Annotated in this window: 12 protein-coding genes; 6 read left to right on the forward strand and 6 right to left on the reverse strand. The window is 42.4% G+C overall.

Features of this window, described 5'->3' with window-relative positions; all coding sequences use genetic code 11:
- Positions 1–57: 57 nt before the first annotated feature.
- On the forward strand, positions 58–921 hold the full coding sequence (locus tag AC4MCD_RS12235) for a class I SAM-dependent methyltransferase (protein ID WP_419363645.1): 864 nt from the start codon (positions 58–60) through the stop codon (positions 919–921).
- Between the two features lie 29 nt (positions 922–950).
- Here the strand turns inward: AC4MCD_RS12235 and AC4MCD_RS12240 are convergent, their stop codons facing one another.
- On the reverse strand, positions 951–2,288 hold the full coding sequence (locus AC4MCD_RS12240; RefSeq protein WP_491876195.1) for an alpha/beta fold hydrolase: 1,338 nt from the start codon (positions 2,286–2,288) through the stop codon (positions 951–953).
- 324 nt (positions 2,289–2,612) lie between these two features.
- Between AC4MCD_RS12240 and AC4MCD_RS12245 the strand changes: the two genes are divergently transcribed.
- The 3 genes from AC4MCD_RS12245 (at position 2,613) to pta (ending at position 7,700) form a co-directional block, all read left to right on the forward strand.
- Positions 2,613–3,878 carry a glutamate-5-semialdehyde dehydrogenase gene (locus AC4MCD_RS12245; RefSeq protein WP_419363648.1) on the forward strand — a complete coding sequence of 422 codons (1,266 nt, stop codon included), beginning with the start codon at positions 2,613–2,615 and terminating at the stop codon, positions 3,876–3,878.
- A 405-nt stretch (positions 3,879–4,283) separates the two neighbouring features.
- The gene (locus AC4MCD_RS12250; RefSeq protein WP_312332544.1) at positions 4,284–5,507 is read left to right on the forward strand and encodes an acetate/propionate family kinase; all 1,224 of its coding nucleotides are present in this window, start codon (positions 4,284–4,286) and stop codon (positions 5,505–5,507) included.
- Between the two features lie 54 nt (positions 5,508–5,561).
- Positions 5,562–7,700, forward strand: coding sequence for a phosphate acetyltransferase (gene pta / locus AC4MCD_RS12255; protein ID WP_491876196.1), 2,139 nt, complete (start codon positions 5,562–5,564; stop codon positions 7,698–7,700).
- Between the two features lie 309 nt (positions 7,701–8,009).
- Here pta and AC4MCD_RS12260 read toward each other — a convergent pair whose 3' ends face one another.
- On the reverse strand, positions 8,010–8,249 hold the full coding sequence (locus AC4MCD_RS12260; RefSeq protein ID WP_419374797.1) for a DUF2171 domain-containing protein: 240 nt from the start codon (positions 8,247–8,249) through the stop codon (positions 8,010–8,012).
- A gap of 698 nt (positions 8,250–8,947) precedes the next feature.
- Between AC4MCD_RS12260 and AC4MCD_RS12265 the strand changes: the two genes are divergently transcribed.
- Both AC4MCD_RS12265 and AC4MCD_RS12270 read left to right on the forward strand, forming a co-directional pair.
- Positions 8,948–10,474, forward strand: coding sequence for a fumarate hydratase (locus AC4MCD_RS12265; protein WP_005232211.1), 1,527 nt, complete (start codon positions 8,948–8,950; stop codon positions 10,472–10,474).
- 127 nt (positions 10,475–10,601) lie between these two features.
- Positions 10,602–11,753, forward strand: coding sequence for an IS4-like element ISAbe18 family transposase (locus tag AC4MCD_RS12270; RefSeq protein ID WP_194088144.1), 1,152 nt, complete (start codon positions 10,602–10,604; stop codon positions 11,751–11,753).
- A gap of 58 nt (positions 11,754–11,811) precedes the next feature.
- On the opposite strand, the gene AC4MCD_RS12275 is transcribed toward AC4MCD_RS12270, so the two are convergent.
- From AC4MCD_RS12275 to tig, 4 genes are all read right to left on the reverse strand, one after another.
- On the reverse strand, positions 11,812–12,528 hold the full coding sequence (locus tag AC4MCD_RS12275; RefSeq protein WP_179992399.1) for a DUF2846 domain-containing protein: 717 nt from the start codon (positions 12,526–12,528) through the stop codon (positions 11,812–11,814).
- Positions 12,529–12,695: 167 nt separating this feature from the next.
- Positions 12,696–14,006 (reverse strand): ATP-dependent protease ATP-binding subunit ClpX, encoded by a 1,311-nt coding sequence (gene clpX / locus AC4MCD_RS12280; RefSeq protein WP_004781987.1) that lies wholly within the window; start codon positions 14,004–14,006, stop codon positions 12,696–12,698.
- Positions 14,007–14,035: 29 nt separating this feature from the next.
- A complete protein-coding gene (gene clpP, locus AC4MCD_RS12285) occupies positions 14,036–14,641 on the reverse strand; it encodes an ATP-dependent Clp endopeptidase proteolytic subunit ClpP (RefSeq protein ID WP_004781985.1) in 606 nt (201 codons plus the stop codon).
- Between the two features lie 190 nt (positions 14,642–14,831).
- Complete coding sequence (tig, locus tag AC4MCD_RS12290; RefSeq protein ID WP_005232218.1) at positions 14,832–16,163, reverse strand: trigger factor; 1,332 nt, start codon at positions 16,161–16,163, stop codon at positions 14,832–14,834.
- Positions 16,164–16,226: the final 63 nt, after the last annotated feature.

Consider the following 16,226-nt stretch of genomic DNA (forward strand, 5'->3'; position numbering starts at 1 on the left):
AAGACTGCTATATTAATGAGCAGCATTGAATTAAAACAACAATAAGGTCAGGACGACATGACAGAATCTCTTTCACAACATCGCCATATTTCTTTTACTGCACATTATACCGGCTATATCTGGTACAAAATGGGGATTTCACATCCGGTATTTGCCACCTCTAAAGGCAAATTCCTTGCCAAACTGGTTCATCCGCTGGAGTCATGGGCTGAGCGTCATGTAGGTGGTAGTATGCGCACTACCCTGAAACAGCGTCATCAAATGATTGATGAACACCTAAGCCAGTTAATTAGTAAATATCCTCAGTTACAGGTACTGGAAATTGCCAGTGGTCTTTCTCCACGCAGCTGGAATTTTAGACAGAAGTTTCCCGGGATTAATTATCGGGAGCTGGATCTGCCCGATATGGCCAGGATCAAAACCAATGCTTTGCAGCAGATTGATCAGGATGCCCCGGAAGTATTGAGTGCCGATATTTTTAGTGCAGAACTGGCGAATATTTTTAAAGTCTTTGACCCACAACAGCCTCTAGTGATTATTAGTGAAGGCCTGATCAATTACTTTGATCAAAAGATGCTGTTTACTTTACTCAAAGGCATTACCGAATATGGTCAAGGCTTTAGTGAAGTGCATTATCTCAGTGATATTTATCCTGAACCGGTCAAAAATAAACTGGCAAGCTTTATCTGGACCTGCAGCCGTCTGCTAAAATTCATGTCACGCAGTGCATTTACCTTTCATTTTAAATCACCCCAAGAACTACAGCAGTTTTTTCAGCAAACTGGGTTTATGCAAGTGGAGGTCGAACAGCCACAACGTTATTTCGCAGAACCTCGACAGCAGAATCCTCATTATGAACAGGATGAACATTTGGGAGATTTAGTCTGGATGATTCATGCAGTGAAAAAAAACAGCGTTTAATTACGCTGTTTTTTTATGAATTTTATTGATTAGATGACTGCATCGAATACTTCAGCCTGTTGAAGGGCTTTCTCTTTCTGGACAAAGCGTAATAAACGCTCTGCTACATCAAAACTGCCATGCTTGAACAAAGCACGTAACTGAGTGCCATCATGCTCGAAGATTAAACATTCGATCTTAAACTCGCCTTCTTCATCTTCCAAATGTAAAGCCAAATCTCGTGGATATGCGGCTGCCTGATCGGTTAATCCAGGTTCCAATTCCAGCAATACCCCAAAGAAATTCATATCGACAATTTCTGTCTTGAGTACCAGATCAGAATGGCGATGACTTAAATAACGCTGTGGATCCTGAACCGTAATCCGCTCTTCACCGCGCCGTTCGATCTGCTGCATCTGTTCACGGGTGAACGGAATAATACCTTCGAGCTGATCAACCGGCTCATCACGCAAGAAAGTTGCAAATAGATGCATGGTTTCTTTACGGCGCTGTAACTGAGGCACATGATCTGCAGAAGCAATCTGCACATACTGCATGTTTGGACATTGCAGGGCAAAATTGGCATTTTCATGTGGCAAGGTAAAGCTGTCATATTGCCCGCATGCGACTAGAACCTTACATTGAGGAATCGGTACATTGGTCAGTCTTAAAAGACGATTACAATTAATGTCATAGCGGTCCTGTTCTGTCGCTGTAAATTCTGACATCTGCTTAAAGAACAACCGTTTTGCTGTTGGCGACATACGGGTTTCTTTTAAACGTGCATGATTAACCAGATACAGAATTACTGCTTGGCCAAATTCGTCCATGCGCTGTTCTTTCATTAAATGCAGAGATTCTTCCAGCAGCATGCGCCAGCTTTTGCGGGTCTTTTGCATCACACCCATTAAAATCATACGATCTACCAGTTCAGGGCGCTGATCCGCCAGACAGGAAGCAACCACCGAACCTAAAGACATCCCTAGAATAGCCACCTTAGGTAGTTGCATCTGCTCCAGCCATTGGCCTAGCATCGCTGCCAGATCTTCCAGTTCAAGTGTTCCTGCGGATAAGCCGGTATCAACGTTAGTAATTTGCTGGTTGGCCCCCATGGAAGGTAAATCAATTAAAATAATAGGTCCCGCATCAAATAACTGTTCTACACAATATTTGTAAGAATTAAAGTTCTGAAAAGCTCCCCCAATAATCACCATTGGGCGCATATGCAAAGTATCAGGACGCGCAATGGCCATATACTCGATTTTCCAGCCATCGATCCATGTCGTACGTGCTGGTTGCTTGAAACTGTGCTTATCATAAAGATCAAAAAAACCGTAATGGCTATGTTGGTCCAATGCCTGGGCATCCATCTGGATAATGGAATTCATATTCCTTTCCTCCGTCCTTGCCTTATTTTTATTGTGCAAGTCATTATTTACAGATCTTATGCTTCAGGATTATTCCGATTATCCTGAACACGCATCCTGTGCTGTAGTAATTATATCAATGACATCTATGTCGCTACATTTCATTCTATACAGAGCGGCTTTTCACAAGCAACTGATTCGACAACCACTTATCTGCTTTTAAAGATAAAACAATTTCAAAATGTTTAGAAACAGTGAAAAGCTTATGATTTTTAAGTGTTGGGCTTCATTGTCCGGCATCAGACTGTTAATATCAAAGTGAAATTTCTAAGTGATTGAACCGCTATGCAAGAGTCTATTGAACAATACATGCAAACGGTAGGACAGCAGGCACGCCAGGCTTCTCGCATTTTGGCTCGTGCGTCTACCCAAACTAAAAACAGCACATTGTCAGCAATTTATACCGCTTTAGAAAACAGTCAGGCCGCTATTCTGGCTGCCAATCAGATTGATATGAATAAAGCTCACCAGAACAATCTGGATAGTGCCCTGCTTGATCGCTTAGAACTCAACCCCGCACGCTTTAAAGGTATGTTACAGGGCCTGAAAGATGTGATCAGCTTGAAAGATCCAATTGGTGAAATCACCGATATGGCTTACCGTCCTACCGGCATTCAGCTTGGCAAGATGCGTGTGCCTTTGGGCGTAGTGGGCATGATTTATGAATCACGTCCCAATGTAACCTTGGAAGCTGCTTCATTGGCATTGAAATCCGGAAATGCGATTATTCTGCGTGGCGGTTCAGAAGCTCTGGAATCTAACCAGGCCATTGCAACTGCCATCCAGCATGGCTTAAAAGTGGCAGGCTTACCTGAAGCGTCAGTTCAGGTGATTAATACGACTGACCGTGCTGCAGTTGGCCAGCTGATTACCCTGACTGAATATGTCGATGTGATCGTACCGCGTGGTGGTAAAGGCTTAATTGAACGCATTACTGAAGAAGCACGTGTACCTGTGATTAAACATCTGGACGGGAATTGTCATGTCTATGTCGAAGCACAGGCCGATCTGCTCAAAGCACTGCCCATTGCTTTAAATGCCAAAACCCATCGTTATGGTGTATGTAATGCCATGGAAACTTTGCTGGTTGATGAAAAAGTGGCTGAAGATTTCCTACCTCGAATTGCTGAATTGTATCAGGAAAAACAGGTAGAGCTTCGCGGTTGTCGTGAAACCCAGCGTATCTTGGGCAATCAGGTAGTTGCCGCAACAGAAGAAGACTGGTACACCGAGTATCTGGGTCCGATTCTGGCAGTTAAAATCGTATCGGGTGTTGAGGAAGCCATTGAACATATCAATAAATATGGCTCACATCATACCGATTCAATCATCACTGAGAATTACAGCATCGCTCGTGAATTTTTAGCAGGTGTAGATTCGAGTTCAGTCATGATCAATGCCTCTACCCGCTTTGCTGACGGCTTCGAATATGGCCTGGGTGCGGAAATCGGTATTTCGACGGATAAGATTCATGCCCGTGGCCCGGTTGGTCTGGAAGGTTTGACTTCCCAGAAATGGGTAGTCTTTGGTGATGGTCAGATTCGTCAGTAAATAGATAATAAAATCAGCCTTGTTCGCAAGGCTGATTTTTATGCAGTGAGTTGATAAAAGACATGTTCAAGTAAATACAAAGCCTTTATAAAATTGTATATAATTTCTTCATATCCATACTTAAAAGATAGAATAAATAAACATTCTTTTTAAGAAATATAAGTTACAGTTTAATAGATCATTTTTTAACAGTATTTTATTTATAAATGAAAACTATGAACTGATAAATTTTAATTATTATTGTCGCTGAGGTCGATAATGCTTAAGTCTAATCGGCTAAAGTCTATCTAGGACAGTAAAAAAACCCATGTTAAAACATGATCACAGACCTATCTTATGTCGCTTTTGCCAGCAGACAGGTCAACGAAATGGATGAGAATTTTAATTAGAATCGGGTAAACAATCGTGTCTAAATCAGTATTAGTTATTAATTGTGGCTCTTCTTCAATCAAGTTTGCCCTATTGCTTGAAGAACAGAATTTCCGTATTCACGGCTTAGCTGAGAACTTAGGCACAGAAAATGCCCGTATTAAAGGTGTGACTGTCGGCAATGAACCCGTCGATATTCATATTCCTTTTGCAGATCATAAAAAAGCATTAGAAGTAGGTTTAGAGCGTTTGGCGAACTACAAGCCGGATGCCATTGGTCACCGCGTGGTACATGGCGGCAGTCTGACCAAAGCTGAACTGATTACTGACGAAATTATTGAAAAAATTCGCGAAGCAACTCCACTTGCGCCTTTACACAATCCGGCTCACCTGATCGGGATCGAAGCGACTAAACGTTTATTCCCAGATTTGCCACAAGTCGCAGTATTCGACACAGCTTTCCATCAAACCATGCCGGCACATGCTTACCGTTATGCCCTGCCTAAATTCCTTTATACCGAATATGGCGTACGTCGTTATGGTTTCCATGGTACCAGCCATGCTTATGTCTCCGATCGCGGTTCTGAACTGGCTGGCAGCTTTAAGCAAGGTGGCTGGTTAACAGCACATCTCGGTAATGGTAGTTCGACCTGTGCGGTGTGGAATGGCCAAAGTGTAGATACCTCAATGGGTCTGACGCCACTTGAAGGTGTGGTGATGGGGACCCGTAGTGGTGATGTCGATCCAAGTTTGCATAGCTTCCTGGCTGCAAACCTAGGCTGGGATGTATATAAAATTGACAAGATGCTGAATAAAGAAAGTGGCTTGCTTGGTTTGTCTGACAACCTGTCTAATGACATGCGTACTCTGATTGAAGCCTCAGAACAAGGCAATGAAGATGCGACACTTGCGATTGAAGTATTCTGCTACCGTCTGGCGAAATCTTTAGCTGCTTTAAGCTGTGGTCTGCCACGTATTGATGGTCTGTTCTTTACTGGGGGTATTGGTGAAAACTCGGCGTATATCCGTGAAAAAACCATGACTTATTTACCACATTTCGGTTTCAACCTGGATAAAGACGCTAATAGTAGTTTGAAACGCGGCACTGAAGGCCGGATCGATAACGGTACAGGCCCACAAATCTGGGTAGTTCCAACTGATGAAGAAGGCCGAATCGCGAAAGAAACTCATTATGTGGTAGAGCATGAAGTGGAGCAAGCCACTGCAAAAAAGTCTGAACCTGAAGCTGCGCTTGCATAAGCAAGCCCGGTTCCCTTTTACCTAATTTCTATTATTGCGCGACTGATATTACTTATGAAAACGATTTTATTGGTGCCGACCGGGGAAGGCGTCGGCTTAACTTCAGCCTGTTTAGGTTTGGTATATGCTTTAGAATGCCAAGGGGTAAAGGCAGGCTTTGTGAAACCTTTTTCACAAGAAAAAAGTCAGGATACAGATCGCACTACAGCACTCTATCGTCATTTATCCCAAAGTGAAACCGTTGAACCGATTGCTTATGAAAGTCTGATTCAGCGCTTTAATCTTGGTGAAACAGATGAATTGCTTGAAGATGCAGTACGCCTGCATCGTGAGATTGCCAAAAATCACGACCTGATTATTGTTGAAGGTTTGGTACCCAATAGCCGCGATACCTTTGCGCCAAGCTTTAATGCAGCCTTGGCACAGGCACTAGATGCCAAAGTCATTATTGTCAGCAATGCTGATATCAACCAGCCTGAAGTGGCAGCTGAAAAAGTTGAAAGCCAATTACGTTATTTGGGTGGGTCCTCTTCTACCCGTATGGCTGGCGTATTGTTTATGCGCACCAAAGGCTTACCGGAAGATTCTGCCCAGATCCCGGTGACCATTGATCCTGGTTTACGTCTGATTAGTGATACCAACAAATTTATAGCTGATATTCAAAAAACCCATGCCCATATTGGTTCTGAAAAGCTTCCAGTGATTGGTCTGGTTCCATTCAGCAATACTTTAAGTGTGCCACGTATTTCTGACCTGGCAGCGCATATTTCAGCAGACTGGGTGAACTTGGGTGAAGCAAAGCAGCGCCGTGTCTTACACAGCAGTTTAATTGCGTCCAACATTGAACATGAGTTGCATAAATTCGTGGCTGGCGAGCTGATTATCAGTGCATCAGACCGCATTGATGTCCTGCTGGCAAGTAGCCTGGCGAGCAGCAATGGCATTCCATTGGCAGGTCTGGTGCTGACTGAACATTATGAGCCAAATTCGGCAGTACTGGAGTTCTGCCAGACAGCAATCAAACATGGCCTGCCTATTCTGCATACGCCACTCAGCACTTTTGAAACTGCCCAAAGTCTGGCCAATTTAAGCAATGAAATTCCATGTGATGATACTGAACGTGCTGAACAGGTGACCCGTTTTGTATCCAGTCACTTAAATGAAGAATGGATTGCACAGCTAATCAATGGTTCTTACAAACCACGTCTGTCGCCTTCTGCATTCCGTCATGAACTGGTACAAAAATCGATTGCTGCGAAAAAGCGTATTGTGCTTCCGGAAGGTGATGAGCCGCGTACCATTCAGGCAGCTGCAATCTGTCAATCTCGCGGGATTGCACACTGTATCTTATTGGCAAAACCGGAAGAAGTGGTTGAAGTTGCCAAAGCACGCAATATTGAATTACCGCACGATCTTGAAATTATTGATCCCGACCTGATTCGCGAGAATTATGTCGAAAAAATGGTTGAACTGCGTAAAGGCAAAATCAACGAATTGCAGGCGCGTGAACAGCTACAGGATACTGTGGTACTCGGCACCATGATGCTGGCACTTGATCAAGTGGATGGTCTGGTTTCTGGTGCAGTACATACGACTGCCAATACCGTTCGTCCTGCTTTCCAGTTGATCAAGACAGCACCTGAATATTCACTGGTTTCCTCAGTATTCTTTATGCTGCTGCCAGATGAAGTCTATGTCTATGGTGACTGTGCGATTAATCCAGATCCAGATGCTGAACAACTGGCTGAAATTGCAATTCAGTCTGCTGACTCTGCAAAAGCCTTTGGCATTGATCCGCGCATTGCTATGATTTCTTACTCTACCGGTACTTCAGGTACAGGTGCAGATGTAGAAAAAGTGGTGAAAGCGACTGAGATTGCCAAGCAACGTCGTCCTGATCTGTTGATTGATGGTCCACTGCAATACGATGCCGCTTCAGTTGAAAGTGTGGGTCGTCAGAAAGCACCAGATTCACAAGTCGCTGGTCGTGCTAATGTGTTTATCTTCCCTGACCTAAATACCGGTAATACCACTTATAAAGCGGTACAACGTGCAGCAAATGTCGTGAGTGTCGGTCCAATGCTGCAAGGCTTGAACAAGCCGGTGAATGACCTGTCACGTGGTGCGCTGGTCGATGACATTGTATTTACCATTGCTTTAACTGCGATTCAGGCTGATCAGCAAGCTAGTTAATTTTCTTTAACACTCCACAACCATCCGATCAAAAGATCGGGTGGTTTTTTTATTGATCTATTTTATAAGTTTTCTCAGTAATTATTAGACGTTCTATAATCTACAGATTATCTAGCTCAAAAAATTATGCAGGTTCTTAATCTGCTCTATGAGTAAATGAAACTAAAATAAACAGATTGATGACACAAAAGAAATGCCAGCCGAACAGGCTGGCATTTACCACTTTAACAGATCAGACTTGCCTATTTTAAACTTACATCCAGTTTGACTATTTAAGCCAAACCAGAATAAGTCAGGCAAAGATCATGCCTATACCGTGGTCCATTCTTTGTGCACATCTTCTGCTGTTTTATTCAAGATCACGCTGTCATCTTTCACTTCGCTTACCCAGCTGATCGGAATCAGATGATGCTCATTATTCTCGTCATCACTTCTTGTCAATTTAATCTTGTCCTGACCTTCTAAATGATCCACTTTACCAACTTGAGTACCATCTGAAGCAATTACTGAAGCATGTTCTTTGATGTTATTTGTATTAAAGTTACTCATTCCAATTGCCCTATTTATAGAAGTTGAGAGACCTCAGTCTAAGCCCTAAAAAATTGGCTGTGTGTAAGGGTTTTCAGGCTTTGGGTTTTTCTGGGTTAATAATGTAATGAAGAAAAATAACTATGTCACAGGCATGTTGTGGCAAGGGCAAGATGATTGAAATATTGTTTTTTTTATTAAGGTAATTTGAAGATTTGAAGATTTGAAGATTTGAAGATTTGAAGATTTGAAGATAGGCTAATTTTTTAGCTCTTAAAATGTAAAAAAGAAGATAAAGCTTAAGCTTGATCTTCTTTCTGGCCGTAGAACCAAGTAGCAGCGATATAAAGACTAAAAGCAATTACCATCAATACACTAGTCAGGGTCATAAAGAAAACTCATCATTCATTTGATAAGCGCATTATGTAAAACTTTTATGACAGTTATATGACAATGATGAAATTTTCCTAATTTTAATTAACTAATAAAAATCAAATATTTAAAATAAAATTAATTATATTTAAATAAACTTTAAGCTGAAATATGACAGTAAATATGACAAAAACTGGTCATTTTTAACAGATCTCTCAGCCAAAGTAATATGCCTTATTGCTTAAACTATAAACTTTTGGCCAATGTCCCTGCAAAACGCCCACAACCGGATTCATTTGTCTTATAATTTAGCCCGCTAGCTAACAGCCCGCTCAAGAGATATTTGTATGACAACTATTATCAAGCAAGATGACTTGATCACATCGGTTAAAGATGCGCTTCAGTTCATTTCTTACTATCATCCACAAGACTTCATCCAAGCGATGAGCCGTGCGTACGACCGTGAAGAGAACAAAGCTGCGAAAGATGCGATCGCGCAAATCTTAATTAACTCACGCATGTGTGCAGAAGGCCACCGCCCTATCTGCCAGGATACTGGTATCGTCAACGTATTTGTTGAAGTGGGCATGGACGTTAAATTTGATTTAACCATGAGCCTCGACGATGCGATCAACGAAGGTGTACGTCAAGGTTATCTTGAAAACTCTAACGTACTTCGTGCATCTGTACTGGCTGACCCTGCTTTTGGCCGTAAGAACACCAAAGACAACACGCCTGCTGTGATCTACCACAAACTTGTTCCAGGTAATAAAGTAGACATCACTGTTGCTGCTAAGGGTGGCGGTTCAGAAAACAAATCTAAACTGGCAATGTTGAACCCATCTGACTCAATCGTGGATTGGGTATTGAAAACTGTTCCAACTATGGGTGCAGGCTGGTGTCCTCCTGGTATGCTGGGTATCGGTATTGGTGGTACTGCTGAAAAAGCTATGATGCTTGCAAAAGAAGCATTGATGGAAGAGATCAACATGGACGAATTGCTTCGTCGTGGTCCACAAAACAAACTTGAAGAACTTCGTATCGAAATCTTCGAGAAAGTAAACGCGTTGGGCATTGGTGCTCAAGGTCTTGGCGGTTTAACCACTGTTCTAGACATCAAGATCAAAGATTACCCTTGTCACGCTGCGGGCAAACCAGTCGGCATGATCCCGAACTGTGCTGCAACCCGTCACGCACACTTCACACTTGATGGTTCAGGCGTTGCGCATATTCAAGCACCAAGCCTTGAAGACTATCCATCAGTTACTTGGGATTCTTCATCTTCTAAACGTGTTGACCTAGATAACATTACTCAAGAAGAAATGAACTCTTGGAAACCAGGTGATACGCTGCTTCTAAACGGTACAATCTATACTGGTCGTGATGCTGCACACAAACGTATGGTAGACATGCTGAACAACGGTGAAGAACTTCCTGTTGATCTGAAAGGCAAATTTATCTACTACGTAGGTCCTGTTGATCCAGTAGGTGACGAAGTTGTAGGTCCTGCAGGTCCAACAACTGCAACTCGTATGGATAAATTCACTCGCCAAGTATTAGAAGCAACTGGTCTTTATGGCATGATCGGTAAAGCGGACCGTGGTCCTGCTGCTGTTGAAGCAATTAAAGACAACAAAGCGACTTACCTCATGGCTGTAGGTGGTGCTGCATACCTCGTATCTAAAGCAATCCGTGAAGCTGAAGTGGTTGCATTTGCTGATCTGGGTATGGAAGCGATCTACAAGTTTGTAGTGAAAGATATGCCTGTTTCTGTTGCAGTTGACGTAAATGGTACATCTGTACACGCGACTGCTCCAAAAATCTGGCAAGCGAAAATTGGCAAGATTCCAGTAGTTGACGCTGCTGCAGGCTAATTTAAGCTAATAAAAAAGCACCCAGATGGGCACTGCTGTCCCATAGTTTGCTTTAAATAAAAAAACCTGAGTCCTAACAGTTAAAATATGAGTGCAAACAAACACTTTAACGACCAGGATTCAGGTTTTGTCACATCAGAATACCGTATTTCATGAGCTAATTAAACCTGTTGTGCGACAGGATTTTGAACAACTTGCTAAAGTACACCATGTTGGACAGAAATTTAGAGCAGCTTCCCGGTGGGATCAGTTTATTGCCATATTGATGTCTCAATTCTCTTGTAGGCAAAGTCTGAGAGATATTCAATCCAATTTGGAGTGCCAACAGGAAAAGCTAAGTCATCTCGGAGCAAAGTCTATTCCCCGAAGCACGCTGGCACGAATCAATGAGCAGCAGCCTGCTGCCTTGTATCAACAGCTATTTTACAAGTTGCTTAAATACTATGACCACTCAAAAGTCGCTCATAAATTTCGCTTTAAGAATCCCTTGTATTCCTTGGATGCCAGTCATATTGACCTGTCGCTTTCCTTATGTGAATGGGCCAAAGTTCACGACTCAAAAGCCAGCATGAAACTCAGTATAGGATTGAATCACAGCAATGATATTCCTGAGTTTGTTGCAGTTGAAAATGGCAAAGAAAATGACATGGTACAAGGCCGCAAATTCCAGTTTCCTGCTGGCAGCATTGTAGTTTTTGATAAAGGCTATGTCGATTACCAATGGTATGCAAATCTGACTGCTCAAAACATTGGATTTGTCACACGTTTTAGGCCTAAATCTGTGTATCAGGTGATCCAGCAACATCCAGTGCTTGAATCCAAAGGTATTCTAAAAGATGAAACCATTCAGCTGAATAGCGCACATGCCCTAAAAAGAAAAGCCCCAGTGTTAAGAAGAATTGAATATAGAGATCAGCAAAGTGGCAAGCACTTTAGCTTTCTCAGCAATAACTTTCATTTAGCCGCCTCCACCATTGCGGCGATTTATAAAGATCGTTGGAAAGTTGAGCTGTTCTTTAAGGCGATTAAGCAGAATCTCAAATTAAAAGCGTTTCTAGGCCGCAGCAGGAACGCAATTCAGACACAAATCTGGATTGCGATGATCGCCTATTTATTGGTGAGTTTCGCTCAACATTTAGGAAAAACAGGTTGGACAGTTCAACGTTTACTCAGAATAATTCAAGTGAATTTGTTTGAAAGAAGAACTTTAAAAGCTTTATTTTCACCCGATAAAATACCCATAAAACAAGAGGAAGCTCATTTGAGCTTCCTCTTGTGAAAAATTGTGGGACAGCAATGCCCAGATGGGTGCTTTTTTATTGGCGTTTGAAAATTAATTACCAGGTTCTTGGATCCCAGAGTTTAAACGGTGTGGTTAACTGTACATCTGTAGATGGATCATATTCAGTTGCCTTAATTTTCTGAGCTTTCTTGCGGATTTTCCCAGTTTCCTGATCCTGTGCAAAAAAGTTAAAACTGTCCGATTTTAACTGGGTAAAAGCGATTTCATTGAGGCCTACACTGCTCGGCATCAGCATCAGAGGACCTGGAACACTACGACGGGTGCTTAGATTTTCTTCATCATACTTAATAAAATAGGATTGCCCCGCTTCTACCGTAAAGTCCAGATACTTAGGTTTCTGGAAGTGCAACGCACCTAAAGGACGACTGGTACTCAAGCGATAAGTACCTGCAGGTAGCTCAATCCAGTAATGATGATTATGTAATAAACTCGGAATACGATGCTGATTGATAAATAGGCTGGCAGCAACAATTTCCTGACGGTTCCATTTTGAATCCGGGCGGTATAAATAAACGATCGCAGCGTCCTCATGCTGAGGTTTAACTGCCTGAAAATGATTGCCCTGTTTCTGGTTGACCCAGCCACCAATCGTAAACATCCCCACCCGATGCTGTTCGACGAAGCCCGGTTTCTTTTCAAGATCAATATTTTTTAAAGTGCTGAGTGGCTGTGTAGGCTCAACTACGGCTTTTTTACCGTGACAACCCATCAGCGCCAAACTGCCGATGAGCATCATTGCGACTCCACGCATGCTTATCCCTCACTGCGTCTTTATTCTTGTATGCAAGTGCCTTGCGATATATTTTTATAGCTTTCGGCGTCCACGCCTAGATGTTGAGATTAGCATCTGCTTTTATCTTTTGGAAATAAAAAACGTGCGAAAACACGGGGTTTTCGCACGTTTCTGACGAATAGCAATCAAGCAGATTTGCTATTCACCACCTTTAAATCAACTTTTGCCGCTGTTTCTGGCTCGTCATGTGGTTGGCGTTCAGCACGAAATTCTGGTGCAGCTTCGCCATTAATGACCGCTTCATTCACCACCACGGTGCCTACATCGCTACGACTCGGCAGGTCATACATGGTTTCTAGCAATGAATTTTCCAGAATCGAACGCAGGCCACGCGCACCAGTATTACGTTCCAGTGCTTTTTTCGCAACCGCACGTAGTGCTGAATCTTCAAAGACCAAGTCCACATTTTCCATCTCAAACAAGTGTTTATATTGACGGGTTAATGCATTCTTTGGCTCAGTCAGAATCTGCATTAAAGCTTCTTCATCCAGCTCATCCAGAGTCGCAATCACTGGTAAACGACCAATGAATTCTGGAATCAGACCAAATTTCACCAAGTCAGTCGCTTCAACCTGACGGAACAATTCAGACAGCTTTTTGCTTTCGTCTTTATTACGGACTTCTGCAGTAAAGCCAATACCACCTTTCTCCTGACGCTGCTGTACGATTTTCTCAAGACCTGAGAATGCACCGCCACAGATGAACAGGATATTCGAGGTATCAATCTGAATGAATTCCTGCTGCGGATGCTTACGGCCACCTTGTGGTGGAATTGAAGCAACCGTACCTTCGATCATTTTCAGCAAGGCTTGCTGTACGCCTTCACCTGATACATCACGGGTAATCGATGGGTTTTCAGATTTACGGGTAATCTTGTCGATTTCATCGATATAGATAATGCCCTTTTGCGCTTTTTCGACATCGTAATCAGCTTTTTGCAAAAGCTTTTGTACAATGTTTTCAACATCTTCACCCACATAACCAGCTTCAGTCAGGGTTGTTGCATCTGCCATGGCAAATGGAACGTCCAGAAGACGGGCAAGGGTTTGTGCCAGCAAGGTTTTACCTGAACCCGTCGGACCGACCAGCAGGATATTACTTTTGGCAATTTCAACGGAATCATCTGCTTTCTTACCATTGGTCTGTACTTTCAGACGTTTGTAATGGTTGTATACGGCCACAGATAATGTCTTTTTCGCTACGTCCTGACCAATCACATATTGATCGAGCGCCGCACGGATTTCATGCGGTTTCGGTAAAGGACGGTTCGCCCAGTCATTGGTTTCGACCTGTTGACTGGTTTGAACCAAATCTAAGCATACGTCCACACATTCATTACAAATGTATGCGTCCTCGCCTGCAATCAGCTTTCCGACTTCAGACTGCGTTTTACCGCAAAATGAACAATGCTTTTGTCCTTGAGGATGTTCGGACATATTTACTCCAATATCTCAATCTCTAAAACTTATGGACGTTTCGTTAGAACTTCATCCACAAGACCGTATTCTTTCGCTTGCTGAGCAGTCATGAAGTTGTCACGGTCTGTATCGCGTGCCACTTTTTCATAGTCCTGACCGCTATGTTCAGCCATTAAACGGTTTAAACGTTCTTTAATGAACAGAATTTCACGTGCGTGAATTTCAATATCTGATGCCTGGCCTTTGAAACCACCCAAAGGCTGGTGAATCATGACACGCGCATTTTCAAGGCAGTAACGTTTGCCTTTAGTCCCTGCATTGAGCAAGAATGCGCCCATTGATGCTGCCTGACCCATACAGTAAGTCACAACATCCGGTTTAATAAACTGCATGGTATCGTAGATCGCCATGCCAGCAGTCACCGAACCACCCGGTGAGTTGATATATAAATGAATATCTTTATCTGGGTTCTCAGCTTCTAAAAACAACATTTGCGCAACGATCAGGTTGGCCATATTGTCTTCAACTTCACCTGTCAGAAAAATTACCCGCTCACGTAAAAGGCGTGAATAAATATCAAAAGAACGCTCACCACGAGAGGATTGTTCTACCACCATTGGCACTAAAGCGTTTTCAATCGTTGGAACATACATAGGTTTATTTATTCCTAAATTTTTGTGACTTAATCCATAATCACAATATGAGGGATAATCAATGAAATTGCAAAATAATCGCGAATAATTCCATCATATTTTTTGCATTAGTTTTGTGAAAATCAGATATGTCAAGAAATTACTAATATGAAAAAAGGCGCACGAAGCGCCTTTTTATGGAAAGCTTGAATTAGCCTTGTTGACGAGCTTGTTGCTCTTTCAATAAGTCTTCATAGCTTACAGTCGCATCAGTCACTTTAGCAGATGCTAGGATGTGATCAACAACTTGGTCTTCAAGTACAACTGCTTCGATTTGAGCACGTTGTTGCTTGTCGTTTTTGAAGTATTCGATCACTTCGTTTGGATCTTCGTAAGAAGAAGCCATATCTTCGATATAAGCTTCAACGCGCGCTTGATCTACTTCGATTTTCGCATCAGCAAGAATACGGCTTACCAATACGCCAAGTTTAACTGATTTCTCAGCTTGTTCTTTGAACAGGTCATCTGGAAGCATGCTTGAATCAAATGCTTTCGCGCCTTGAGCACCGAACTGTTGAGTGAACTGCTGGATCATTTGTTGACGTTGACGGTCAATTTCTTGAGCAACCATTGCAGATGGAAGTTCAACTTCGTTTGCAGCTACAAGTGCATCGAAAGTTGCGCCTTTAACCTGGTTACGCAGGCCGTTTTTCACTTCACGTTCCATGTTTTTACGAACGTCAGCTTTCAGTTTTTCAACGCCATCTTCTTCAGAAATACCGAAGATTTTTAGGAATTCAGCATCAATTTCTGGAAGTTTTTGTTTTTCAACAAGTTTTACATTAATTTTGAATTGAGCTTGCTTACCAGCAAGGTTTTCAGCCTGGTAATCTTCAGGGAAAGTAACATCGATCACTTTCTCTTCGCCTTTCTTCATACCGATGATGCCATCTTCGAAGCCAGGGATCATACGACCAGAACCTAAAACAAGTTTAAAGTCTTGCGCAGCGCCGCCTTCAAATTTTTCGCCATCAACAGTACCTTCGAAGTCGAAAGTTACTTGCATGTCTTTTTTAGCCATGCCTTTAGTTTCAGCCCAAGAAGCGCGTTGTTTTTGAAGATTTTCAATCATCTTCTCAACGTCTTTGTCATTTACTTCAGACGCTTTACGTTCAACTTCCAGACCTTCGAATTTCACTTCAACTTCTGGATAAACTTCAACAGTCGCTTCATAAACTAAAGCGTCATCTTTCATTTCAGTTTTTTCGATGTTTGGCATACCAACAGCGTTGATTTTTTCTTGTTGGATTGCTTCGAATACTGTGTCACGAATGATGTCGTTGACAACTTCTTGGTAGATACCAGCGCCGTATTCACGACGAACTACGTTTACAGGTACTTTACCTGGACGGAAGCCGTTGATCTTCGCAGTTTTAGCAGTGCGTTTTAAACGAGCTTCAAATTGCTCATTAATACGGCTCGTCGGTACAGAAACATTTAAACGACGGGCAACGCCCGAAACCGCTTCAGAAGTTACTTGCATGGCTTCCTCTATATATTTGGTAATAACAGGTTTATAAAAATGTGCCACATTATATGACAACAT

Source organism: Acinetobacter sp. CAU_H_78 (assembly GCF_058599365.1).